General features: G+C 74.0%; 24 protein-coding genes. 22 read left to right on the top strand and 2 right to left on the bottom strand.

Annotation, left to right across the window (positions count from 1 at the left end; all coding sequences use genetic code 11):
• The first annotated feature begins 224 nt into the window (after window positions 1-224).
• The 6 genes from ACSLIC_RS08205 (at window position 225) to ACSLIC_RS08180 (ending at window position 6385) form a co-directional block, all read left to right on the top strand.
• A complete protein-coding gene (locus ACSLIC_RS08205; protein WP_436740312.1) occupies window positions 225-1202 on the top strand; it encodes a sugar kinase in 978 nt (325 codons plus the stop codon).
• The gene (locus tag ACSLIC_RS08200) at window positions 1199-1972 is read left to right on the top strand and encodes an IclR family transcriptional regulator (protein WP_436737027.1); all 774 of its coding nucleotides are present in this window, start codon (window positions 1199-1201) and stop codon (window positions 1970-1972) included. Before ACSLIC_RS08205 ends, ACSLIC_RS08200 begins: the two co-directional genes overlap by 4 nt.
• 15 nt (window positions 1973-1987) lie before the next feature.
• Window positions 1988-2416, top strand: coding sequence for a RidA family protein (locus ACSLIC_RS08195; protein WP_436737026.1), 429 nt, complete (start codon window positions 1988-1990; stop codon window positions 2414-2416).
• Between the two features lie 194 nt (window positions 2417-2610).
• Entirely contained in the window at window positions 2611-3387 is a 777-nt protein-coding gene (locus ACSLIC_RS08190; RefSeq protein WP_436737025.1) for a hypothetical protein, read from the top strand.
• A gap of 665 nt (window positions 3388-4052) precedes the next feature.
• Window positions 4053-5366: an Nramp family divalent metal transporter gene (locus tag ACSLIC_RS08185; RefSeq protein WP_436737024.1), complete on the top strand. Its 1314-nt coding sequence runs from the start codon at window positions 4053-4055 to the stop codon at window positions 5364-5366.
• Window positions 5367-5584: 218 nt separating this feature from the next.
• On the top strand, window positions 5585-6385 hold the full coding sequence (locus ACSLIC_RS08180; RefSeq protein WP_436737023.1) for an SAM-dependent methyltransferase: 801 nt from the start codon (window positions 5585-5587) through the stop codon (window positions 6383-6385).
• Window positions 6386-6460: 75 nt separating this feature from the next.
• Here the strand turns inward: ACSLIC_RS08180 and ACSLIC_RS08175 are convergent, their stop codons facing one another.
• A complete protein-coding gene (locus tag ACSLIC_RS08175; RefSeq protein WP_436737022.1) occupies window positions 6461-7513 on the bottom strand; it encodes a chitinase in 1053 nt (350 codons plus the stop codon).
• A 604-nt stretch (window positions 7514-8117) separates the two neighbouring features.
• Between ACSLIC_RS08175 and ACSLIC_RS08170 the strand changes: the two genes are divergently transcribed.
• From ACSLIC_RS08170 to ACSLIC_RS08110, 13 genes are all read left to right on the top strand, one after another.
• Window positions 8118-9317, top strand: a complete 1200-nt coding sequence (locus ACSLIC_RS08170; RefSeq protein ID WP_436737021.1) for a hypothetical protein — start codon at window positions 8118-8120, stop codon at window positions 9315-9317.
• A complete protein-coding gene (gene cpaB / locus ACSLIC_RS08165) occupies window positions 9314-10021 on the top strand; it encodes a Flp pilus assembly protein CpaB (RefSeq protein WP_436737020.1) in 708 nt (235 codons plus the stop codon). The genes ACSLIC_RS08170 and cpaB overlap by 4 nt, the downstream gene beginning before the upstream one ends.
• Window positions 10022-10031: 10 nt before the next feature.
• Window positions 10032-11618: an AAA family ATPase gene (locus ACSLIC_RS08160; RefSeq protein ID WP_436737019.1), complete on the top strand. Its 1587-nt coding sequence runs from the start codon at window positions 10032-10034 to the stop codon at window positions 11616-11618.
• A gap of 284 nt (window positions 11619-11902) precedes the next feature.
• Complete coding sequence (locus ACSLIC_RS08155; RefSeq protein ID WP_436740311.1) at window positions 11903-12229, top strand: TadE/TadG family type IV pilus assembly protein; 327 nt, start codon at window positions 11903-11905, stop codon at window positions 12227-12229.
• A gap of 85 nt (window positions 12230-12314) precedes the next feature.
• The gene (locus tag ACSLIC_RS08150) at window positions 12315-13664 is read left to right on the top strand and encodes a CpaF family protein (protein ID WP_436737018.1); all 1350 of its coding nucleotides are present in this window, start codon (window positions 12315-12317) and stop codon (window positions 13662-13664) included.
• Window positions 13661-14596 (top strand): type II secretion system F family protein, encoded by a 936-nt coding sequence (locus ACSLIC_RS08145; RefSeq protein WP_436737017.1) that lies wholly within the window; start codon window positions 13661-13663, stop codon window positions 14594-14596. The genes ACSLIC_RS08150 and ACSLIC_RS08145 overlap by 4 nt, the downstream gene beginning before the upstream one ends.
• A gap of 2 nt (window positions 14597-14598) precedes the next feature.
• Window positions 14599-15528 (top strand): DUF5936 domain-containing protein, encoded by a 930-nt coding sequence (locus tag ACSLIC_RS08140; RefSeq protein ID WP_436737016.1) that lies wholly within the window; start codon window positions 14599-14601, stop codon window positions 15526-15528.
• Window positions 15525-17072, top strand: a complete 1548-nt coding sequence (locus ACSLIC_RS08135) for a sensor histidine kinase (protein ID WP_436737015.1) — start codon at window positions 15525-15527, stop codon at window positions 17070-17072. Before ACSLIC_RS08140 ends, ACSLIC_RS08135 begins: the two co-directional genes overlap by 4 nt.
• A 74-nt stretch (window positions 17073-17146) precedes the next feature.
• Entirely contained in the window at window positions 17147-17995 is an 849-nt protein-coding gene (locus ACSLIC_RS08130; protein WP_436737014.1) for a response regulator, read from the top strand.
• A gap of 129 nt (window positions 17996-18124) precedes the next feature.
• A complete protein-coding gene (locus ACSLIC_RS08125) occupies window positions 18125-18364 on the top strand; it encodes a hypothetical protein (protein ID WP_436737013.1) in 240 nt (79 codons plus the stop codon).
• Window positions 18361-18951, top strand: a complete 591-nt coding sequence (locus tag ACSLIC_RS08120) for a pilus assembly protein TadG-related protein (RefSeq protein WP_436740310.1) — start codon at window positions 18361-18363, stop codon at window positions 18949-18951. The genes ACSLIC_RS08125 and ACSLIC_RS08120 overlap by 4 nt, the downstream gene beginning before the upstream one ends.
• 21 nt (window positions 18952-18972) lie before the next feature.
• Complete coding sequence (locus tag ACSLIC_RS08115; RefSeq protein WP_436737012.1) at window positions 18973-19551, top strand: hypothetical protein; 579 nt, start codon at window positions 18973-18975, stop codon at window positions 19549-19551.
• A gap of 6 nt (window positions 19552-19557) precedes the next feature.
• On the top strand, window positions 19558-20211 hold the full coding sequence (locus ACSLIC_RS08110) for an OmpA family protein (protein WP_436737011.1): 654 nt from the start codon (window positions 19558-19560) through the stop codon (window positions 20209-20211).
• Window positions 20212-20779: 568 nt separating this feature from the next.
• On the opposite strand, the gene ACSLIC_RS08105 is transcribed toward ACSLIC_RS08110, so the two are convergent.
• Entirely contained in the window at window positions 20780-21064 is a 285-nt protein-coding gene (locus ACSLIC_RS08105; protein WP_436737010.1) for a GntR family transcriptional regulator, read from the bottom strand.
• Window positions 21065-21408: 344 nt separating this feature from the next.
• Between ACSLIC_RS08105 and ACSLIC_RS08100 the strand changes: the two genes are divergently transcribed.
• The 3 genes from ACSLIC_RS08100 to ACSLIC_RS08090 all read left to right on the top strand — a co-directional run bounded on the left by ACSLIC_RS08100 (window position 21409) and on the right by ACSLIC_RS08090 (window position 23406).
• Window positions 21409-21576: a hypothetical protein gene (locus ACSLIC_RS08100; protein ID WP_436737009.1), complete on the top strand. Its 168-nt coding sequence runs from the start codon at window positions 21409-21411 to the stop codon at window positions 21574-21576.
• Entirely contained in the window at window positions 21576-21968 is a 393-nt protein-coding gene (locus ACSLIC_RS08095; protein ID WP_436737008.1) for a hypothetical protein, read from the top strand. Before ACSLIC_RS08100 ends, ACSLIC_RS08095 begins: the two co-directional genes overlap by 1 nt.
• Window positions 21969-22500: 532 nt before the next feature.
• Window positions 22501-23406 carry an aminoglycoside phosphotransferase family protein gene (locus ACSLIC_RS08090; RefSeq protein ID WP_436737007.1) on the top strand — a complete coding sequence of 302 codons (906 nt, stop codon included), beginning with the start codon at window positions 22501-22503 and terminating at the stop codon, window positions 23404-23406.
• The last annotated feature ends 268 nt before the right edge of the window (window positions 23407-23674 follow it).

Here is a 23674-nt window from a genome sequence, read left to right as displayed (position 1 = left end):
ATCCCCGACGATGCCGGGTCAACGGTGCGCGAACCCGCCCCGGCCGCACCGCACCCGTCCGGCGCCACCCGGAGGCCACCCGGACGGTGGTGCGGGCGCCGCCGACCGACCCGCCGCCGACCGGGCGCCGGGAGGCCCACCGCAAGGAGCACGCCGTGACAGCAGCGGGAGACCCCGCCCCGCGCCCCACCGCCGACTGGGACGTCGTCTGCCTCGGCGAATCCATGGTCGCCTTCCTGCCCGACCGGCCGGGCCCCCTCGCCGACGTCCCCTCCTTCACCCGCGCCATCGGCGGCGCCGAGTCCAACGTCGCCTGCGCGCTCGCCGCCGCCGGGCACCGCGCCCGCTGGGTCAGCCGGGTCGGCACCGACGGCTTCGGCGACCACCTGCTCGCCGCCGTCGCCGCCTACGGCACCGACACCACCGCCGTCACCCGCGACCCCGACCGCCCCACCGGCCTCTACTTCCGCACCGCCGACGACCGGGGCGCCGCGGGCCACGAGGTCGCCTACTACCGGCACGGCTCGGCCGCCTCCGCGATGAGCCCGGACACCGTCCCGTACGCGCACCTCGCCGCCACCCGCGTCCTCCACCTCACCGGGATCACCGCCGCCCTCTCCGCCGGCTGCCTCGCCCTGCTCCGCGCGCTGACCGCCCCCCGCCCCGGCCGCCCCCTCGTCTCCTTCGACGTCAACCACCGCCCCCGGCTCTGGCGGGGGCGCACCGACGGGCCCGCCGTCCTCGCCGAACTGGCCGGGCGCGCCGACCTCGTCCTGGTCGGCGAGGACGAGGCGGCCGAGGTCTGGGGCCTGCGCACCCCCGAGGCGATCCGCGCCGCCCTGCCGGGCCCCCGTCACCTCGTCGTCAAACGCGCCGGGCGGGGCGCCCTCGCCTACGACGGACAGACGGTGACCGAGGAGCCGGCGCCCGCCGTCGACGTGGTCGCGCCCGTCGGCGCGGGCGACGCCTTCGCCGCCGGCTTCCTCTCCGCCCTGCTGCGCGGCCTGCCCGCCCGCGACCGGCTGCGCCACGGCCACCTCCTGGCCGCCGCCGCCCTCACCGTCCCCGGCGACCTCGCCGAGCCCCCGGCCCGCTCCCACGCCGACGGCCTGGCCGCGCTCGACGAGGCGGCGTGGGGGAGACTGCGCCTTGGCCCCGGCTGGACCCGGGCGGGGGCCGCCGAGGAGGTACGCGTCCCATGAGCCAGACCGTCGACCGCGCGCTCAGCATCCTGCCGCTGCTCGCCGAGGGCCCCGCCGACCTCGGCAAGGTCGCCGACCGGCTCGGCGTCCACAAGTCCACCGCGCTGCGGCTGCTGCGCACCCTGCATGAGCACGGCCTCGTCCACCGCCAGGCCGATCAGCGCTACCGGCTCGGTGCCCGCCTCTTCACGCTGGCCCAGGAGGCGGTGGAGAACCTCGACGTGCGCGAGATCGCCCACCCGCACCTGGTCGCCCTCAACGACCGCTGCGGCCACACCGTGCACCTAGCCGTCCACGAGGACCACGAGGTCCTCTACATCGACAAGGTGGACAGCCGCTACCCGGTCCGGATGTACTCCCGGATCGGCAAGCCCGTCGCCCTCACGGTGGCCGCCGTCGCCAAACTGATCCTCGCCGACCTCCCCGAGACCGAGCGCCGCACCCTCGCCGAACGCCTCGACTACCCCCAGTACACGCCCCGTTCGACACCCGACGCCGCCGCCTTCCTCAAGGAGCTGGCGCTCGTGCGCGAACAGGGCTGGGCCACCGACCTCGGCGGCCACGAGGAGTCGATCAACTGCGTGGCCGCGCCCGTCCGGGGCCCCGACGGCCGGGTGGTGGCCGCCATGTCGGTCTCCGCCCCCAACGTCGTCGTCACCGCCGAGGAACTCCTCGCGCTGCTCCCGCTGGTCCGCCGCACCGCCGACGCGATCAGCCGCGAGTACTCGGGCAGCGCCCCCGTCCCGGCCGAGCAGGACCCCACCGAGTAGCAACGGAAAGAGACCATGAGCGACGCCACCACGCCCCTCACCAAGACCGCCTTCACCCCGGCCACCCACACCACGCCGCCCGCGCGGTTCTCGCACGGGGTGCGCAAGGGCAACATCCTCCAGGTCGCCGGCCAGGTCGGCTTCCTGCCCGCCGTCGAAGGCCGGGCGCCGACCCCGGCCGGGCCGACGCTGCGCGAGCAGACCCTCCAGACCCTCGCCAACGTCAAGGCGATCCTGGAGGAGGCCGGCGCGGGCTGGGACGACGTCATGATGATGCGCGTCTACCTCACCGACACCGGCCACTTCGCGGAGCTGAACGAGATCTACGACCAGTACTTCGCGGAGCAGGACCTCCAGGCCCCGCCGGCCGCCCGCACCACCGTCTACGTCGGCCTCCCCGAGGGCCTCCTCGTCGAGATCGACGCCCTCGCCGTCCTGGGCTGACTCTCCGGACCGCCCGCCCGGCGCCCCCGCCCCTCCCCCCCCGGCGCGCGGGGGCGCCGGCCTGCCGGGGATGTGTGCGGGGGCGCGCGCTGAAACGCCGTACGCCCGCCGGGTGGGTGACGGGAGGGCTGTCCGCCCCGTCCGTGGGGGATGGGGTCCGGCGAGCCAGACGGATGCGGAGAGGCCGGACGACGATGGGCGACAGGACCACCCGTACGGAGAGCGGCAGCGCGTCCGGCGGGGCGGACGGGGCGGCCCCCCGCGCGGGCGACGCGGGCCCGGACCCCGGTGACGACGGCGCCTGGTGTACCGGCGGCGGGGTGTGCCGCCCCGCCGTCCCGGCCCGTCCGCTCCCGGCCGCGCCCCGCCGGCGCGCGACGCCGGAGTGCCGTACCTCCCTCCGCGCCGCGGTCGCCGCCGGAGCCACCGCCCTGCTGGTGGTGCTGTTGCTCGGCGGGGTGGCCGGGCGTGCGGGCGGCGTCGCCGGGATCGCCCTGGGACTCGCCCTGTTCGGCGCCCTGGTGGCCGCCGCACGCCCCTGGCGGTACGTCCTGCCGCACTTCCTCGCGGGACTCTGGATCATCGGCTTCGCCTCCGTCGCCTTCCAGGACGCCCTGTTGCTGACGCGCGGCGAATGGGTCTCCGCCGTCGTCACCCGCGACCTGCGCGCCCGCACCGGACCCCGCTGCGATCTCGCCGACCTCCGGGGCCGCCCCCTGCCGCCCACCACCTCCGGCTGCCGCACGCACCACGTGGGCGACCGGGTACGCGTCCTCGCCGACCCCCTGCTCCTGGTCCCCAGCCGCTTCGAGAGCCCGCCGGTCCGCGACGCCTGCCTGACCTGGGGCGCGGCCGGGACCGTCCACGTGGCGGCGGGGGCCGCAGCCGGGTACGGGGTCCGGCGGGGCGAGCGCGGCGCGGGCCGCCGACCGGGCGGAGGCCGGACGGGCCGCGCCAACTCCCCTGCGTAGGACGGGGGGTGGGGGGCCGCGTCCCGCCTCCACGCGGCCGTACGGCGGGAGCCCGTCCATGCCGCCCGAGATCAGCCCGCAGCCGCCGGACCCCGCCTTCCCCCACAGGCGCGGGCCGACGCGGGGGCCGCGTACGCCGGATGGGCGCCGGTCGACGGGAGGCCGCGAACCCGACGCCGCCGGGCCGCCTTCCGCCCCTCGGTGACGGCTTCCACCGGGACGGCGCCGAGGACGGAGACGACGGCCCGCCCACCCCGAACTGCGGGCGGCGGCCGGGGCGGTGCGCTACGCCTCCCCTGCTCGGCCCGGCCTCCACGGACGACCTGATCGCCGAGTCCCACCGGATGGCGGAGACCGCCGCGCCGCTGCTCGCCGAGGACCCAGGGGGACCGCTACCGCCCGCGCCAAGGGCGCCGCCCAACCCGACGGCGTCCAGGTGGGCCGGTCCGCGCCGAGGACCGCCTCCTCAGCGACGTCACCGGGCCGGAGAAGGTCCCGCCGGGCCACCTTGCCGCAGGTCCGTCCCCGCCGACGGCCGGCCCCCCCTGTGCGCCCCCATTTGTGCGCCAACCCTTGTGAGGGGCCCGGCTTTACGGTTTCTTGATCTCCTCGTACCGAACGCCGGCCGCGCCCCGGGCGCGGCCACGACAGCGGGGAGCAGGCGGATGACCGAGACGGACGGCGCGGCAGCGGCGCCACGGGCGGCGGACCCGGGGCCGAGCGGACCGAGGTGGAAGTACATCGGCCCGGGCATCGTGGTGGCCGCCACCGGCGTCGGCGCGGGCGACCTGGTGGCGACGCTCATCGCGGGCAGCAAGTTCGGCTACACGCTGCTGTGGGCGGCGGTCATCGGCTGCCTGGTGAAGATCTCGCTGGCCGAGGCGACCGGCCGCTGGCACCTGGCCACCGGCCGCACCATCTTCGAGGGCTGGCGCGGCCTGGGCCGCTGGACCACCTGGTACTTCGCGGTGTACATCGTGGTCTGGGGCTTCGTCTACGGCGCCACCGCGATGTCCTCCTCGGCGCTGCCGGTCGTGGCGCTCTTCCCCGACGGGCCCGGTCTGAAGGTGTGGGCCGCGATCACCGGCGTCCTCGGCCTGGTCTTCGTCTGGTTCAACCGGTACGCGGTCTTCGAGAAGGTCATGACCGCGATGATCGGCGTGATGTTCGTCGTGGTCGTCTACGTCGCCGTCCGTGTCGGCCCGAGCCTGCCGAAGAGCCTCGCGGGCCTGGCGCCGGCGCTGCCCGACGGCTCGCTCCTGTACACGCTGGGCATCGTCGGCGGCGTCGGCGGCACCATCACCATGGCGGCCTACGGCTACTGGGTGAACGCCAAGGGGTGGACCACCAGCGGCTGGATGAAGGTGATGCGCCTGGACAACCGGGCCGCCTACGTCACCACCGGCATCTTCGTCGTCGCCATGCTGGTCATCGGCGCCGAACTGCTGCACTCCACCAACACCGTGCTGACCTCCGGGGACAAGGGCCTGGTCGATCTCGGCGACGTCCTGGAGCAGCGGTTCGGCTCCACCACCGCCACCCTCTTCCTGGTCGGCTTCTTCGCCACCTCCTTCTCCTCTCTGATCGGGGTCTGGCACGGCGTCAGCCTGATGTTCGCCGACTTCGTCGAGCGGCTGCGCAAGGAGGCCGTCCGCGCCGAGGCCGTCGAGGAGGGCGGTGCCGCCGAGGTCGCCAAGGGCGAGCGCGAGACGTCCCTGCCCTTCCGCGCGTACCTGCTGTGGCTGACCTTCCCGCCGATGGCGCTGCTCTTCCTGGACCAGCCGTTCGGGCTGGTCCTCGTCTACGGCGTGCTCGGCGCCTTCTTCATGCCGTTCCTCGCCTTCACCCTGATCGCCCTGCTCAACTCCCGGCGTACGCCCGAGGAATGGCGCAACGGCTGGCTCAGCAACACCATGCTGGCCGCCGCCGGACTGCTCTTCGTGGTCCTGTGCGTCCAGCAGATCACCGAACTGCTCTGACCCGCCGCGAGAACCGTCCCGGGCCCTCTCGGAAGAGCCCCCTGGACGGCCCGGGACGGGGTCGTGGCCGGGCGTACGCCTCCGGGCCGGACCCCGCTCCCGGCGCGGCGGAGAGCGGCCCCCCTGGAGGCGCCGGCGAGTTGGACGTATCTCTCCTGACCTGGGCTTTCGTCTGTTCCGCAGGTAATTTCTCCCTCTCGCGAGGAGAGGGGGCCTTGATGGAGCACACCGGTGCGACGGGCGGCACGTACGGCACGGACGAGGCGGGGCGGCGGGGGCGCGAGGTGCGGACGGCGGAGGACGTGCTGCGGCTGCTGGACGGGCTGTTCGCGGAAGGCGTCGACCGCTGGACGGCCGCGGCCGACAAGCACTGGGACGGGTTCTACGCCGACCGTGAGCGGCCCGTCCCCTTCTTCGTGGCGAAGCCCGACGCCAACCTCGCCCGCCACCTCGACGAGGGGCTGCTCGAACCCGGCGCCCGCGTCCTCGACCTGGGCTGCGGGCCCGGCCGCAACGCGCTGCACCTCGCCGCCCGCGGGTACCGGGTCGACGCCGTGGACCTGTCGCCGGCCGCCGTCGACTGGGCCCGCGAGCGCGCCCGCGCGGCCGGCGCCGAGATCCGCTTCCACCTCGGCGACGCCTTCGCCCCCGACGCGGCCGGGCTCGACGGCCCCTACGACCTGATCCACGACTCGGGGTGCTTCCACCATCTGCCGCCGCACCGCCGCGTCAGCTACCTCGCCCTGCTCGACCGCCTGCTCGCCCCCGGCGGCCACCTGGTCCTCAACTGCTTCGCGGCGGGCGAGGAGGGCTCCGGTACGTCGGCCCCGGACGCCGAGCTGTACCGGCACCCCGAGCGGCTGGCCGGCGGCCTCGGCTACACCGCCGAGCAGCTGCGGTGGGTCTTCTCGGGGCTGGAGGAGGCCGAGCTGCGCCGGATGGACGAGGAGCCGGAGGACTCGCCGTACTTCGGCGTGCCGTTCCTGTGGAGCGGGCTCTTCCGCAGGCCGGCAGGCTGATCCGGCACGGCCCGCGACGCACCGCGGCGCCGCCGCGGTGCGCGGGGAGAGCGGACGCGAGGGCCGGCTCCTCGGTTACGGCAGGTCGTCGACGTGCGGGCCGACCACGTTCGACCAGGCGTTGCCGCTGTCGGCGTCCCAGTTGGTCGACCAGGTCATGGCGCCGCGCAGCGACGGGTAGGTCTTCTCCGGCTTGAACGAGCCGCAGTGGGTGCCCCGGGTCAGGCAGTCCAGCGCGTCGTTGACCACGGACGGCTCGACGTAGCCGCCCCCGGCCGCCTTCGGGGAGGCGGGGACTCCGAGGCCGACCTGGGAGGCGTCGAGGCCGTTCTCCAGCTGGACGCAGGCGAGCGCGGTGAGGAAGTCGACGGTGCCCTGGGCGTAGACCTGGCCGTCGCAGCCGAGCATCGAACCGCTGTTGTAGTACTGCGTGTTGACGACGGTCAGGAAGTCCTTCACCGCCAGCGCCGTCTTGAAGTACTCGTTCTGCGGTGACTGCATGTCGATGGTCTGCGGCGCCATGGTGAGGACCAGCCCGTCCCCGGCCTTCTGGTGGAGCTTGGTGAGCGCCTCGGTCATGTAGGTGGAGTCGAGGCCGTTCTCCAGGTCGATGTCGACCCCGTCGAAGCCGTACTCCTCCATCAGCGCGTACGTGCTGTCGGCGAACCGCTGCGCGGAGGCGCTGTCGTCGACGGCGACCGCGCCCTTCTCGCCGCCGACCGAGATGATCACCGACTTGCCGTCGGCCCGCTTGGCGGCGAGGTCGGCGCGGAACTGCTCGTCGGTGTAGCCGCCGAGCCCGGCCGAGTCGAGGGTGAAGGTGATCTCGCCCGGGTTCGCCGTGGCGTCGGCGAAGGAGACGGCGATGATGTCGTAGGCGTCCGGCACGTCGGCGAGGGTCTGCACGGTCGCGCCGTTGTTGAAGTTCTGCCAGTAGCCGGTGACCGCGTGCGCCGGTACGGCGGCCGGGGCGGGGGAGGCCCCGGCGGCGGTCGCGGGCCCGGCGAGGGCGAGCCCGGTGGCGCCGAGGACGGCCGCGGTGAGGGCGGCGGTCAGCCGGGCCCGGCGGTGGAGACCGGGCGCGGAGGGGCGCCGGCCGGGGTGGGTGAGGGGGAAGGTGCGTGCCACTGCTGCCTCCGGTGGGGGAGTCACGGACGTGGGGGGACGCGCCGACGGGGCTCGCCACCGGTGAGGGGGCGGGAGGCCGGCGCGCGGTGGCCACCGCGATGAGCACCAAAATGGTCCAGACCAATGGGGTTGTCAAGGGTTCCGGCAGGAGTGGGGCGCCGGGGGTGCGCAGTGGGCCGCCCGGGGCAGCCCTGGGCGGCAGCGTTCCGCGCCAACCGGTCAACTTCGTCGATTCTCCGCACGATTTTGGCCAAGTTGGCGGATCGGTGCCGGTCGGCCCCCCGGTGGCGTGATCCCGTCTGATCCGGACGAACCCGGTGGTGGCGCGGGGGGAACCGGCGGGCACGGGCGTACATGCGGCGGGGTGAACGACGGGAACGCGTCACCCGCGGCGGACGAACACCCTTGACCGGAGCGGAAGATACCGAAGGAGACCCACCAACACCGGTGTGGCGGAACAGTTTTGTGGCGATGATGAGGGGCGTCGGGCCCGGGTGGCCGGGCGGCCGGACCGTTCCCGCCGAGGCGGGCGGACGGACGGCGGGCGACCGCCGGACAAGCACGGAGGCGGCCGGGGCCGCCGAGGGGATCGGGGGTGTCCTGGATGCCGACCGCCGTCGCGGTCACCAGTCCTGAACTGGTGCTGCCCCCACCCGACCGGCACACCCCGCCCGCCGCCATCCTCCAGTCCGCCGAACCGGGGGAGCGCGGCGGTGGCCTCGACCGCACCCTCGCCGAGATCCACACCCTCGTCGAGCACCACGGCCACCTCCTCGTGGTCCACCCCGCCGCCGCCCCGCCCGCCCTCGTCCACCGGCTGCACGCGGCCCGCGCCGCCCTGGAGACCGACCGGCTCGCCCTGGTCGGCGTCGACCTGCCGCCGCTCGGCACCGCCCTGCTCGCCCTCCAGCTGCGCCAGCTGTCCATCTGCGACTTCTCCCCGGGCGTCCTCGCCAGCGCGGCCCGGCTCCTCGCCCACTACCTGCACGCCGGGGCGGTCCTCGGCTCCGTCGCCCGCCTCGACCAGGTCCCCGTCGGTCTCAAGGCGCATGCCAAGTCGTGGCTGCCGGGCAGCCAGTTCGCCGTCGTCGCCCGCCCCGAACCCCAGCTCGTACGGCTTGCCGGCGACCAGGACCCCGGGCTGAAGGGCCCCGGCTTCCCCACCCGCCTGGTCGTCGCGGAGGGCGGACTGCCCGCCGAGGGGGTGACCGGCGCCCTCGCCCGCGCCTGGCGGGTCCGCGAGGTCACCCACACCAAGCTGCCCGCCGAGTCGGCCGACTGGTGGGGCACCGGGAAACTCACCGAGTTCGCCGCCGCCATCCCCGACATCTCCGTCCTCTACCAGCTCGTCTCCTCCGTCCGTCGCGAGGAGTGCCACTGGTGCGGCCTCGAACTCATCGGCGACCGCTGCGCCTTCTGCGCCGCCCCCCTCCCGCCCCCGGGCGAACGAGGCCGCCGCGCCCTGCCCGCCACCCGCCCGGCCCCCGGCCGCCTGCGTGGCCGCGAACGCGCCCCCGCCCTCACCCGGCCCGCCCCGGCCCCCGCCGAGCGCGCCCTGCCGGCCGCCCGGGACCCCCGCCTCGCCCCGGCCCTCGACGCCGGGGTCACCCCGCCCGCCGGCGGCCCCCGGATACCCGCCGGGCCCACCGGCGGCCCCGTCACCGGCGTCCACGCCCTGCGCCCCGCCCGGCGCGCGGCCCCCGCCGACTGGGGGCCGGGACGGCCACCGCCCGCCGACCCCCGCCCGTACGAGGGCACCCACCAGCCCCCGCCGCCGTCCCGATCAAGGAATCCCCGCTCATGAACGCACGCCAGCGTCGAGGTGTTCTGCTGCTGGTCCTGTCGGTGCTCTGCGCCGTCGGAGCCTTCGCCGGAGTGCTCTCGGTCGTCCGGGACGTCAACGCCAAGGTCGGTCCGGAGGTCCCCGCCTACCGGCTCAAGACCGACGTCGCCCCCTACAAGGAGCTGAGCGCCGACCAGTTCGAGAAGGTGTCGATGCCCGAGCGGTGGCGCTCCGAGAACGCCGTCACCGACCTGCGCCAGATACGCGGCAAGATCGCCGTCACCACCCTGCGCGAGGGCTCCCTGCTCCAGACCGACATGATCGTCGCCCGCCCCGAGGTCCGCCCCGGCCAGCAGGAGATCGCCATCATGATCGACGCGGCCACCGGTGTCGCCGGCAAGATCACCCCGGGCTCGGAGGTCAACATCTACGCCACCTTCAAGGCCGAGAACGACGGCGAGAAGGACCAGTCCCGGATCATCGTGGAGAACGCCCGCGTCATCGACGTCGGCAAGCTCACCGCCCTCGAACCCGACCAGGACGACCGGCGCCGCCAGCCCGTCGACGCCGTCCCCATCACCTTCGCCCTCTCCGCCGCCGACGCCCAGCGCGTCGCCTACGCCGAGTCGTTCGCCGCCCACGTCCGCCTCGCCCTCGTCGGGCCCGGCAGCGACGAGGGGCTGCGCCGCGGCGACCGTACGTACACCCTCGACGAGGACAAGTGAGAGGCGGCCGATGACGCTGCGCATTCTCCCCGCCGCCGGTGACCAGGACGCCGCCCGCGCCCTCGCCACCCTGCTCGCCCAGCTCCCGGACGCGGAGCCGGCCCAGGCGCTCCCCGACTCGACCGCGCTGCTCGACACCCTCGCCGCGCTCGCCGCCGAGTCCCTCGACGAACTGCCCGAGGTCGTCCTCGTCCATGAGCGGATGGGCCCGGCCCCCGCGCTCGACGTGGTCCGCGAGGTCACCCGGCGCTTCCCCTCGGTCGGTGTCGTCCTGCTCACCACCGACACCGGCACCGCCGTCATCACCGCCGCGATGGACGCCGGGGCGCGCGGCATCGTCGCCCTGCCGATGAGCTACGAGGCGCTCGCCGAACGCGTCCAGGCCGCCGCGGTCTGGTCCCTCGACATGCGCCGCCACCTCGCCACCGGTACCGGCCGCGAACTCCTCGCCACGGGCGGCGGCGGTCGCGTCGTCACCGTCTCCGGCGCCAAGGGCGGTGTCGGCACCACTCTCACCGCCGTCCAACTCGCCCTCGCCGCACAGGCGTCCGGCCGCTCCACCGCCCTGCTCGACCTCGACCTCCAGTCCGGCGACACCGCCTCCTACCTCGATGTGCAGTTCCGCCGCTCCGTCGCCGACCTCGCCGCCATCCGCGACGTCACCCCGCGCGTCCTGGCCGACGTGGTCTTCACCCACGAGAGCGGCCTCGCCGTCATCCCCGCCCCCGCCGAGGGCGAACGCGGCGAGGACGTCACCGACCGCACCGCCCGCCAGGTCGTCACCGTCCTGCGCGGCCGCTACGACGTGGTCGTCGTCGACTGCGGCACCCAGATGGCCGCCGCCAACGCCGCCGCCGTCGAACTCGCCGACGACGCCCTGCTCGTCCTCACCCCCGACGTGGTCGCCGTCCGCGCCGCCAAACGCCAGATCCGTCTCTGGGACCGCCTCCAGATCCGCAAGGCCGAGGAGACCACCACCGTCGTCAACCGGTACGGCAAGGGCACCGAGATCACCCCCGCCCTGGTCGCCCGCATCACCGGTACCCGCGTCGCCCGCACCACCGTCCCCGCCCACTACCGCGAACTCCAGTCGGCCCTCGACGCCGGACGCGTCCAGGACCTCGACGCCAAGAGCACCGTCAGACAAGCCCTCTGGGGCCTCGCCGGCGAACTGGGCCTCGGCCCTCGCGAACCCGACCGCCCGGCCGGCCGCAGGCGCCGGGCCGCCCACGGCGACCGGGGCGCCGTCACCCTGGAGTTCGCCGGGATCTTCCCCCTCGTCCTCGTCGTCCTCGCCCTGCTCTGGCAGTGCGCCCTGTACGGCTACACCTACAGCCTCGCCGGAAACGCCGCCGACGAAGGCGCCCGCGCCGCCACCGCCGCCCACGCCGCCGGCGACTCCGGCCCCGACGCCTGCCGCACCGCCGCCACCCGCCACCTCCCCTCAGCCTGGTCCGGCGCCACCGTCACCTGCACCGACGCCGGCTCGGTCTGGCAGGCCACCGTCAAAGCCGACGTGCCGCTGTTCTTCCCCGGGGTCACCCCCGGGTGGAAGGTGACGGGGCGGGCGGGCGCGGCGTACGAGGGGGAGCGGTGAGGGGGCGGGGGGCCCGCCCGGAACGCGGCGCCGACGCGGGGCGACGGCCGCCCGCCCTGCTGCGGAAGGGCGGTCCCCGCGCCTGCGGGGGTGGCCCGTGCGTCGAGTACCCGGCGAAGGCGCCGAACAGACGCGCCCCGCGCGGGCGGGGGTGCCACCATGCCGCAGTTCCCGCGCCCCTGGCGCTCCGTGCCCTCCCCACGCACGCGGGGGCGTACCCGGCTGTCGGCCCGCGCCGGTCGTGGTCGCGCCGACGCCCGCACCGCCACGACCGAGGCGCCGCCATCCTGGAATTCGCCGGCTTCCTCCCGGTCCTCCTGCTGATCGGCCTCGCCGCCATCCAGCTCGGCCTGGTCGGGTACGCGGCCAACCAGGCCGGGTCGGCCGCGCGGGCCGCCGCCCGGGTCGCCTCGCAGGAGGACACCGGGGCCGGGGCGGCGGCCGGGCGGGCGGCCGTCGGCGCCGGGATCGACGTCCGCTTCAGCTGGGGCGGCGGCGACGGCACCACCAAGGCCACCGCGGCCGTCAAGGTGCCGACCCTGCTGCCCTTCGTCGGCGACGGCTGGACCGTGACCCGCTCGGCCACCATGCCCGACGACGAGGACCGGTGACCCCGCCCGCCGCGCCCCGGCCCACCCCCGCCCCTGCTCCGGCCGATCCAGGCCACCCGACCCCCGCCCGAGGAGGCGACACCGGATGAGCCTCAGGTCACGTATCACCGGCCCCGAGGAGCAGGGCGCCGCCCGGCCCGGGCGTCAGGACGGGCACCTCGTCGCGCTGTTCCGGGCCAAGCTGCTGGAGGAGATCGACCTCGCCGAGATGTCCTCGCTGGCCGCCGCCGACCGGCGGGCCCGGCTGGAGCGCGTCCTCGGCCACATCATCAGCCGCGAGGGACCGGTCCTCTCCGGCGCCGAACGCACCCAGCTCATCCGCCGGGTGGTCGACGAGGCACTCGGCCTCGGCGTCCTCGAACCGCTCCTCGAAGACCCCTCCATCACCGAGATCATGGTCAACGGGCCCGACGCGATCTTCGTCGAACGGGCCGGCCGCGTCGAGCAGTTGCCGATGCGGTTCGCCTCGCACGAGCAGCTCATGCAGACCATCGAGCGCATCGTCTCCACCGTCAACCGCCGCGTGGACGAGTCCCACCCCATGGTCGACGCCCGGCTCCCCTCCGGCGAACGCGTCAACGTCATCATCCCGCCGCTCTCCCTGACCGGCGCCACCCTCACCATCCGCCGCTTCCCGCGCGCCTACACCCTGCCCGAACTGATCCAGCTCGGCTCCCTCGACGAACACCTGCTGATGCTGCTCGCCGCCTTCGTGCGGGCCCGCCTCAACGTCATCGTCTCCGGCGGCACCGGCAGCGGGAAGACCACCCTGCTCAACGCCCTCTCCGGCCTCATCCCCGGCCACGAGCGCATCATCACCATCGAGGACTCCGCCGAACTCCAACTCCAGCAGGCCCACGTGGTCCGCCTGGAGTCCCGCCCCGCCAACGTCGAGGGCAAGGGCACCATCACCATCCGCGACCTGGTCCGCAACTCCCTGCGCATGCGCCCCGACCGCATCATCGTCGGCGAGGTCCGCGGCGGCGAGACCCTCGACATGCTGCAGGCCATGTCCACCGGCCACGACGGCTCGCTCGCCACCGTCCACGCCAACAGCGCCGAGGACGCCCTCATGCGGCTCCAGACCCTCGGCTCCATGGCCGAGGTGCAGATCCCCTTCGAAGCGCTCCGCGACCAGATCAACTCCGCCGTCGACGTCGTCGTCCAGCTCAGCCGCGCCGCCGACGGCTCGCGCCGGCTCGCCGAGATCGCCGTCCTCGTCTCGCACGGCCGCGAACCCTTCCGCATCGCCACCGTCTCCCGCCACCACCCCGCTCCGCCCGGGCCCGACCGCGCCGCCCCCGGCTGGTTCGAACACCTCCCCCTGCCCCGCCCCGTCGCCGACCGCCTCCACCTCGCCGGGGAAGGCGTACCCCCCGCCTTCGGCGTCACCGACACCGCCGACCCCGCCCACGTCCGAGAGGCGCTCGCATGACCGACCCCACCCGCCTCGCCCTCGGCGCCTGCCTGCTCTGCCTGCTGCTCGCCGTGGCCGGCGTCCACGTGTACGCCTCCGGGCGCGCCCAGCGCCAGGCGCTCGTGGACCGGCTCTCCGCCACCGCCACGCCCCCCGCCGGACGCGGCCGACGCTTCACCGCGCTCGACCGCCGGGTCCGCCGCACCCGGCCCGGCCGGGAACTCTCGCTGAGGCTCTCGGCCACCGGACTCGACGTCACCGTCGGCGAGTTCACCGTGTACGCGTTCGCGGCCACCGCCGCCCTGTGGCTCATCGCCTCCGCCGCGCTCGCCCCCTTCTTCGGGCCGATCGCCGCCTTCGCCGCCGCCTGGGGCGCCGTCGTCTTCCTCAACTGGCAGCGGCAGAAGCGCATCGAGGCGTTCATCAACCAGCTCCCCGACGTGGCCCGGCTCCTCGCCAACGCGACCGCCGCCGGCCTCGCCCTGCGCACCGCGCTGGCCATGGCCGCCGAGGAACTGGAGGCCCCGGCGGGCGAGGAGCTGTCGCGCGTGGCGGACCAGCTGGCGCTCGGCCGCTCCGTCGACGCCGCCCTCGGCGAACTCGCCGAACGGCTCCCCTCCCGCGAACTGGTCGTCCTCGTCACCACCCTGGTCCTCTCCAACCAGGCCGGCGGCACCGTCGTCTCCTCGCTGCGCAACCTCACCGCCACCCTGGAGGAGCGCAAGGAGACCCGCCGCGAGGTCCGCACCATGCTCTCCGAGGTGCACGCCACCGCGCTGACCGTGCCGGCCCTCGGCCTCGGTTCGCTGCTGCTCATCAACTCCCAGAACGAGGGCGCCCTCGCCCGCGTCACCGGCTCCGCCCTCGGCCAGATCCTCATCCTGATCGCGCTCGGCCTGTACGCCGTCGGCTTCCTCGTCATCCGCCGCCTCGGAAAGATCGAGGTCTGACCGTGCCCACCCTCGCCACCGGCCTCACCCTCCAGTCGCCGCTACTGGCGCTCGGCCTCGCCCTCCTCGCCGCCGCCGCGGTCGCCGCCGCCCTCGGCGCCCTGCGCCTGCTGCGCGGCGAGGCGAGACTCCCCGACGACCTCGCCGTCGCCCTGGAGGTGGGCGCCGCCCGTGTCTCGACCGCCGAGTCCGCCGTCGACCGGCTCGGCATCCGCTTCGCCCCGCTCGTCCTCAAGCTGATGGGCCCGCGCCGCGTCGACGCCAAACGCCGCCGTATCGACATGGCCGGCAACCCCGGCGGACTCACCCTCGACCGGTACGCCGCCCGCCGCTTCGTCTACGGCGTCTTCGGCCTCGTCCTCGGCCTGGTCTTCCTCACCAACGACTCGCTCCTCTTCGCCCTGCTGACCTTCGCCTTCGGCCTCACCGCCGCCGACGGCCTGATCTGGCAGGCGGTCCGCGACCGGCGCGAGGTCATCGACCGCACCCTCCCCGACTTCCTCGACGTCCTCGCCGTCGTCGTCAGCTCCGGCCTCGGCTTCCGCCAGGCCCTGGACCGCGTCGCCGAACGCTACGAGGGCCCGTGGGCCGACGAACTCCGCATCACCCTGCGCCAGATGGACATGGGCGTCTCCCGCCGCCAGGCCTTCGACGAACTGCGCCGCCGCAACTCCTCCGAGCAGGTCGCCCAGTTCGTCTCCGCCCTCCAGCAGGGCGAGGAACTCGGCTCCCCCATCGCCGACACCCTCATCCAGATCGCCACCGACATGCGCCGCACCGACGCCCAGAACTCCCGGCGCCGCGCCGCCAAGACCATCCCCAAGGCCACCATGGTGACCCTCGTCTTCCTGCTCCCCGCCACGATGATCCTCATCGCCGCCGGCATGTTCCTCGGCTCGGGCTCCGACCTGGGCTCGATCCTCGGCGGATGACCGGCGAACGGGGCCCCGGAGCCGCCCGCGAGACGGCCGGGGGGAACACGGGGCCGGGGAGCCGGCCAGACGCGGCCCGCGGAGGCGGACCCGGGGAGGGCCGGCCGGCCCTCCCCGGGGGCCGTACGGAACCCTCGCGCGCGACCGGCGCCCGCCGGCCCGCCCCGCCGACCCTGTACGCGGGCCACGACGCTCACCCCGGCCCCGCCGCCTCCGCCCTCGCCGACGACGTCCCCGCCCCCAGCCCCCGCGTCCAGCTCAACGCCCTCCAGGCCCTCTGCCGCCAGGTCTTCGGCGTCCGCCTCGCCCTGATCGCCCTCGGCGCCCCCTTCGCCCTGCAGAACGCCGCCGACGGCGCCGCCCGCCACCTCGTCCTCGGCGCCGCCGTCACCGGCTTCATGGCCTCGTACGCGATGCTCCGCGACTGGGAGCGGTTCGGCCCCCTCGTCCTGCGCCACCCCGCGCTGCTCGGCCTCGACCTGCTCATCGGTGCCGTCCTCCTCCTCACCGCCTCTCCCGCCTCCCCCCTCGGCTACGCCGCCGCCTGCACCCCGCTCCTCGCCGGGCTGCTCTACGGCTGGCGCGGCGCCGGTGTCCTCACCGGCTGCCAGCTCGTCGTCCTCCTCGTCGCCCACCGCGCCTGGGCCGAGACGCTCACCAGCGGCGCCAGCACCCTTCTCGTCGCCGGGTTCTGCGTCGCGGCCGGGATCACCGGGGTGACCCTGCGCAACCTCATGTTCCGCTTCGGAGCCGCCACCACCGCCCTCGCCGAGGCCAACGCCCGCCTCGCCGTCGCCGGCGCCGTCGAGGCCGAACGCGCCCGCCTCGCCCGCGACCTCCACGACTCCCTCGCCAAGACCCTGCACGGCCTCGCCCTCACCGCCGACGCCCTCGCCGAAGGCACCGGGCACCTGCCACCCGACACCCTCCGCCTACGCGCCGTCCAGGTCGCCGAGGCCGCCCGCCGCGCCGCCGCCGACTCCCGCGACCTGCTGACCGGACTGCGCCACGACGCGGCCGGGCCCACCGACCCCGTCGACCTCGCCGCGACCCTGCGGACGGGACTGCCGCCCGGTACGCCCCTCAGCGCGCCCGCGCCGCTGCCGCCCGTACCCCACGCCGTCGCCCAGCACCTGCTGGCCATCGCCGCCGAAGCCGTGGAGAACGCCCACCGCCACGCCACCGGCGTCCCCCGGGCCGCCCTCACCACCACCGGCACCTCCCTGCGCCTGGCCGTCACCGACGACGGCCCGGGCCTCCCCGCCGGCCTCACCCTCCGATCGGCCTCCGCCGACGGCCGCTTCGGCCTCGTCGGCATGGCCGAACGCGCCACCGCGATCGGCGGCGCACTGCGGGTGGGCCCCGCCGGGGACGCGGCCACGGGCCCGGGCACGGAGGTACGGGTGGAACTGCCACTCGCCGTACTGGACGCGGCACCCCCGGCCCCGCCCCGCCCACCGGGCCCACCCGCACCAGGAACGCGGCCTTCCACCCGAGAGGAACACCTATCCGGCCAAAACCCACCCACGAGGGCCCCGGACTGAGGAGACTCTTCACGCGGGCACCGCACCCGCACCCGCACGGCGTACCACCGACCCCGCCCCGAGAGGAGGCCACCATGCCGGACGCATCCCGTTCCGAGGCACACGGCCGAACCGCCGCGCCCGAACCGCGCACCACGCGCACCCGCCCGGACCCGCCCCCGGCCCCTCTCCGCCCGCACCACGCCCCGGCCCGGGGTCGCACCCTGCGGGTCGTCGTCGCCGACGACAACCAGGTGGTCCGCGCCGGACTCAGTGCCCTGCTCCGCGCGCGTCCCGGCATCCACGTCGTCGCCGAGGCCGGCGACGGCCACCGCGCCCTCGCCGCCACCCGCCACCACCGCCCCGACGTGGTCCTCCTGGACGTCCGCATGCCAGGCGTCGACGGCCTCACCGCCCTGCCCCACCTGGCCCGCGTCGCCCCCGTCCTGATGCTCACCTACAGCCGCGAACGCGACACCGTCCAGCGGGCGTTGGGCCTGGGCGCCACCGGCTACCTCGTCCACGGGGAGTTCACCGCCGAACAACTGGCCCGCGCCGTACGCGACGCCCACGAGGGCCACGCGCACCTCACCCCGTCCGCCAGGAACGCCCTCCTCGCCCACCTTGTCGCACCAGCCAACCCTCACCGGCCACCCGTCTCGAATCCGCCAACCTCCGGCGAAACTCCTTCGCGACTGCAATCCGCTGTGGCAGAGTCGAACAGGGCTGTGCACGGGCTGAGTTCACGGGAGGTCGAGGTCATGGAGCTGATCGCCTCGGGCATGAGCAACCAGCAGATAGCGGCCACCTGCTTCATCAGCGAAAAGACGGTCAAGAACCACATCAACCGCATCTTCGCCAAGCTCCACGCCCCCAACCGCAGCGCCGCCATCGCCACGTGGCTGGGCACCACCACCTCATCCCCCCGGACGGCCCCGCGATGACCCGCCCGGCCCCGAACCCCCCGCGCCACCAGCGCCCTTGGGCCCCACCCTGGGCCCCCGGACCCTCCTCCGTCCCCCGCACCACCTCGTACCGTCCCCGAACCACCCTCGATCAAGGAGGCCCCCACCATGAGCCACATCACCTTGCGGGCAGCACTGGCCCTGCACCGGGCGGCCCAGACCTGGACAACCCGCGCCACGACCCGAGCCACCGACAGGGCGAGGCGCGACCGGGGGGCGGGGTTCGTGGAGTACGCGGGGTTGATGATCCTGATTGCGGGGATTTTTACGTTGATCGATCAGTTGGGGTTGAACGGTCGCATTTCTCAGGCGATCGGAGATGCGGTCGACAGGGTGATCGGCGCCTGAATCAGCTTAGCGATTCGGGGAGCGCCCTACCCCTCTTCGTGTGGATCACGGGTGCAGTGTTGTTTTCCGCCTTTGCCTTCTTCGCCTTCGCGCAAGCTGCAGTCGCTCGCAACGGAGCACAGTCTGCAGCCGACGCTGCCGCCCTCGCTGCAGCGCAAGAGGCCAGAGCGGAGTTGATCGACGGGCTGGGCGAGGCAATCTCGTCGGATGACGATTGGCAATACTGGTTGCGTGGCGAGAATCTCGAAGATGGAGCATTTGCGGTCGAAGCTGAAAGGCTTGCGAAACATAACCGCGCTCGGTTGGTTCAGATAGATTCCGATGTTCAGCGCCTTGAGTTCAAGGTGCATGTGAGGAGTGGCGACCCCCTCGGTGAGTCCGTTATTCCGGGGACAGAGGGGAAGCGGGCTGAGGCGCAGGCTACAGCCGTTGTTGAGCCCAGGTGTGAACCGGCCGCCGATGATGCAGTGGAGGATGTCGCATTCGATTGCTTGGACGGCGAAAGTTTCGAGTTGGACCCGGAGGATTTTGACCTCGACGATTTCCCTGAGGCGTCGAAGCTGTTCTCTGTCCATCTGGTTGGGTGATGTCAAGTGGAAGGTTTTCGGGTGTCAATCCTTGTTCGTGGCCGCCTCGAAAGGGCCCTTAGGGCTGCAGTGATTGCGCTCGGTGCCACACTTCTGGTGGCCGGATGCGGCGCCGACGATGAGCCCGACTCGAAGCCCAATACGCCGCAGTCGACCGAGGTGTCGAAGAGTGCCGAGTCGCCTCCCGAACCCTCTGGCAACTCGTCGCCTATGGCCTCTGTGAACAGTAACGGCATTGAGATGGTGATTGTTTCAGCTCTGGCGGATGAGGGTGGTTTCGTCACGGTTTCCGGGAAGGTGACGAATAATACCTCGGGCCGCTGGATGGGAGCAGAATGGATTGGCGACGAGCGAGAACTGGAGGAGAACGGTGGCTCACTCGCTGGCGCCAGCTTGATGGATGGAACCGGCAAGAAGAGGTACATGATTCTGCGTGATACCGAGGGGCGGTGCCTGTGCACCAAGTTCCAAGGGGGAGTTGGTCGCGGCAGCACGGTTGAGTGGTTCGCCCAGTTCCCCGCTCCGCCCTCGGGTACGAGGAAGGTCCAGCTCCAAGTCCCCACCATGCCCCCCGCCACCATCCAAATCTCCGAGGGGTGACCCCCGATGAAACCAGCACGCCACGTCGCCCTGGCCGCCCTTGCCTGTTCGCTGGTTCTCTCGTTCGCTCTGCCCCTGCACGTGGCCCACGCCGACGATGACGCCCCCGGCGTGCCGCCAGGCAGCACGACCAGTTCTCCGCCCCCGGAGATCTCCGAGGACAGCGCGGGGTTGAAGCTGGCCGACGGGGCGAAGCTGGCGCCGCCGAAGGTGTTGGACATCAAGTCGGTCGTGGAGGACCTGGGAGGCGAGGAGCGCCGGGAGGACACCAACACGGATGTGAAGTTCGCGCTCCAGGCCGAGGTGCTGTTCGGCAAGGACAGCGCCAAGCTGAACCCGGACGCGCGCGGCCGCATCCAGTCCATCGCCGAGGAGGCGCAGGCGCAACAGGCCAACAAGGTCCGGGTGTTCGGGTTCACCGACGATCTCGGGTCGTACGAGCACGGGAAGAAGCTGTCGAAGAACCGGGCCGACGCCGTCCACGAGGAACTGGCGAAGGCCCTCGGCCCGAACGTCACCTACGAGGTGCGCGGCTACAGCGAGGACTACCCGATCGCCGACAACTCCACGGAGGCCGGCCGGATGAAGAACCGCCGAGTGGAGGTGTCGTTCCCGCGCGGCGCGACCGCCCCCCAGCCGCAGCGGTCGAACACCCTGTAGCCCCTCGAACTCCACCCCCCACCCTCACCGAGAACCACCCGCCAACGCCCCAACACCTCGGCCACTCGCAAAGCCGCCACGCGACCGCAGGCGCAGGTCGGCCAAGTCACTACGCAGGCGCCTCCACTCCAAGGAACGTGCGGCGCTGAGGAACGAAGCCGCCGCCCCCGTCACCACCCCACCGCACGCCCGCTCGACGGCGCGGTCGCCCGAGGCCCTCGCTGTCATCGCTGGGGGAAGGCGGAACGGTCAGCGCCGTCGAGCGACCTGGGGCGTGTAGGCGTAGAAGTAGGGGAGGCCGGTGAGGGTTGGCGATGCTGCGGCGGACCAGCGGGTGGGGGCGAGGGGCGAGGGTGGCGACCAGTCCATCTCGATGCCGGCCGCGACGCCCGCCGGGCCTGGTCCAGGGCGGCAGCGATCTTGGTGCGGAAGGCGGAGTGTCGGACCAGGGCAGCCTGTTCGCCCTGCTTGAGGTCCTTCCGCGCCTGGCGGCCGGAGAAGAAGCGGGCGGGCCACGAGAAGGCTGCGGGAAGCTGATCGCTTGACGGCCGCCTGTTCCTCGCGGCCGTCAGGCGGGACCTTCCTCTTCGGTCCCCGGCTGTTCCGCGACGAACGAGCCCTTGCCGCGCACGGTGACGACGAGTCCTCGCTCGCGGAGCTCTCGTGCCGCGCGACGGGCGGTAAGTCGCGCAACGCCGTACTGCTCGGCGAGGTGGTTCTCCGAGGGGATCGGCCTGTCGGGAGCCAGTTCCCCGGAGCTGATCTTGCTGGTGATGATGTCCGCCAACTGGATGTAGAGCGGCTTCGCGCTCATCGGGTCCAGGCTGGTTTCTACGGAATCCGCATCGCTCATACGTCCAACGTAGAGAGCGACCTCCCTGCCCGCTCCGGCAGATCCCTCTGTACTTGTATGCAGAGGGCTGTGGCGGGATGCAGCCTTTGCCTCAAGAAGGACCCCGGCGAGGTGGCTAGACCTCCCGGGGCACGGCCAACGCTTACTGAGGAGCGTCGACATGTACGACCCTATCCGCAGGATCACCGCATGGTTGCTGGAGCTGATCCTCGGACCTGGCACCGGTTGCCACCGGGTCGGTACCGGACGCCGCCGTGCAGTCCATGTCCCTGCGTGCTCGGCGGCGGTTCCCGCCCCGGCCCGTACCGGGTGGACCCCTGGCCCCCTCCCCGTCGCCCTACGGGGTGGAGCACCCCCTGGACGGCGCGGCGAGCGCGCTCGTGCGTCCGTACCTTCCCGCCGAGGACCGGGGAGGGGTGCGGCGAAGGCGACGGCTCGCGCTCGTGCCGGCCGCCGACTTCGGGGTGGACCTCGATCCGCACGTGATCGGTGCGTCGGACGTGGCGGCCTGATGGACATCGCGCCCGACGTCGAAGCGCAGCCCGGCGCGGTGACCGCCGCCTCGCCCGCCACCCCGCCCCGCCTGCTCCCCTGGCCGTCGCCCGGGGGCGCCCCGTGCTACCTCGTCGCGGAGGACGGGAGCAGCCGCCTCTCCCGGCTGGCCGACGAGATGGAGGAGGCCCCACTGGAGACGGGGGCCACGATCCTCGAACACGCCCGCGCAGTACTGAAGGACAGCATGTCCCCGTACACCGAGGTGCGGTACACCGGGATCAGGCTTGCCGAATGCCTTGGTGACGCGTTGCGGGTCGCCGAGTCGCGCGGGATGCGCCTGCCGTACGTACCGGACCGGACCGAGACCGGGACCGAGGACGAAGCCGGGGAAGTGCCCGACGGCGCGTAGCCGCCCGGACGCCCCTGCTGTGGCCGTGTCCCCGCACAGGGACGGCGCGGGGGCGTCCGCTTCATCCGCCACGGCGAAGCCCCTGGGTGTTCGGGCGGCGCGTGGTTGTGCCCTGGGGGTGAGGTTCTGCCGAAGCAAGGTGCTCGCTTCGAGCGGGGTGACGTACCCGTACCCGGGGTGCTTGCGGAGCCGGGTGTGGTTGAACTCCAGCTCTGAGTCCATCACCCGGCCGACCCGCCGGGAAGCCGCCCGTGCAGCTGCCATTGCAGCCCTCCGCTGCCGGCGGTGGTCGAGATGCCGAGGCGTGCGGCAAATACGTCGCCGCTCACTGTGCTGACTGCCTGTTCGATAAAGTTTCCCACGGCGGTGGTTGCTACTTCGCGCCGTCAACGCGACGTAGTGGAACAGTAGTTGGCGCACACGGCCGCTCGACCCGCAACGCTGCCCGGCCCACACCCACCCCCACACCCACCCCCACGCCCGCCCGGCACCCCCGCATCCCACATCCCCTACCTCGCCCGGAAAGGCCCCCGTGCCCGACCTCCGGCTCATGGCCCTCCCGCCCCCGGCCCGCGCCCGCCTCCTCGCCCGCTTCGGGCCCGCCGCCGACGCCTGGTGCGAGGCGTTGCCGGGCCAGGTGGCGGCGCTCGCCGAGCGGTGGGGGCTGGAGCCGCTGGCGGCAGGGGGTGGCGGGACCTCGCGCGTGTTCCGGTGCCGGCGGTACGCGGACGGCAGGGCGGTCTGGCTGAAGGTGACGCCCGACCCCCGGATCGCCGCAGAGGAGGCCGAGGCGCTGGCCGGGTGGGAGCGGACGCCGTCGGTGGTCGCGCTCCTCGCGGCCGACCCCGGCGCCGGGGCGCTGCTGCTGGACGAGGTGGAGCCGGGGACGCCGGTACGCGGCCAGGAGTGGGAGCCGGTCCAGGTGGCGGCGCTGCTGCGCGAACTCCGGGAGAGCGGCCCGGCCGAAGGGCCCGGCGAGGGCTCGGCCCTGCGGCCGCTCGCGCACCGGGTGTGCTTCCTGTTCGACCTGGCGTTGCGGCGGGCCGGGCCGGACGGGCCCGCCGCCGAGATCCGGCTCCGCCGGGCCCGCGTCCAGGCGCTGGAACTGGCCGCCTCCGCATCCGAGCCCCGCCTCGTCCACGGGGACCTGCACGCGGCGAACGCGCTGGACGGGCCCGGCGGCCGCCTGGTCGCCATCGACCCGAGGCCGGCCTGGGGCGACCCCGACTTCGACGCGGTCGACTGGGTGCTCGACGGGGTGAGCCGCGCCGAGGTGCTGGAGGAGCGGGCCGCGGCTCTCGCCGACCTCGTCCCCGGGCTCTCGGCCGACCGGGTACGCGCCTGGGCGCACGCCCTCGGCGCCCTCCTCGCCGCCTCCGCCGCCCGCGCGGGCCGCGACGACGCCCGTACCCGCTTCCTGCTGGGCCTGGGTGGCTAGCCCCCCACCCGCGCCCGCTCACGCCGCCCGCTCCCCGCACCACGCCCTCCTCGCACCCGCCGACCCGCTCCCGCCGGGGTCCGCCCCGCCCGGGCGCCCCGCCCGATTGCGGCGACTGGCGGCGTACGGTGCGGGCGCCGTGGGGCAGGGACGCTCCGGTACGTACGCGGGGGCGTGGACCCGCGGCCGGTGCTCCGGCGCACGCACCCGTAGGGGCTCCCTGACCTCTCAACCGGGGGGCACCCCCATGGATCGGCGCGGCCGGGGG

Source organism: Streptomyces sp. BBFR102 (genome assembly GCF_051397025.1).
Classification (GTDB): Bacteria; Actinomycetota; Actinomycetes; order Streptomycetales; family Streptomycetaceae; genus Streptomyces.
This window is presented reverse-complemented; position numbering and strand designations above follow the sequence as displayed.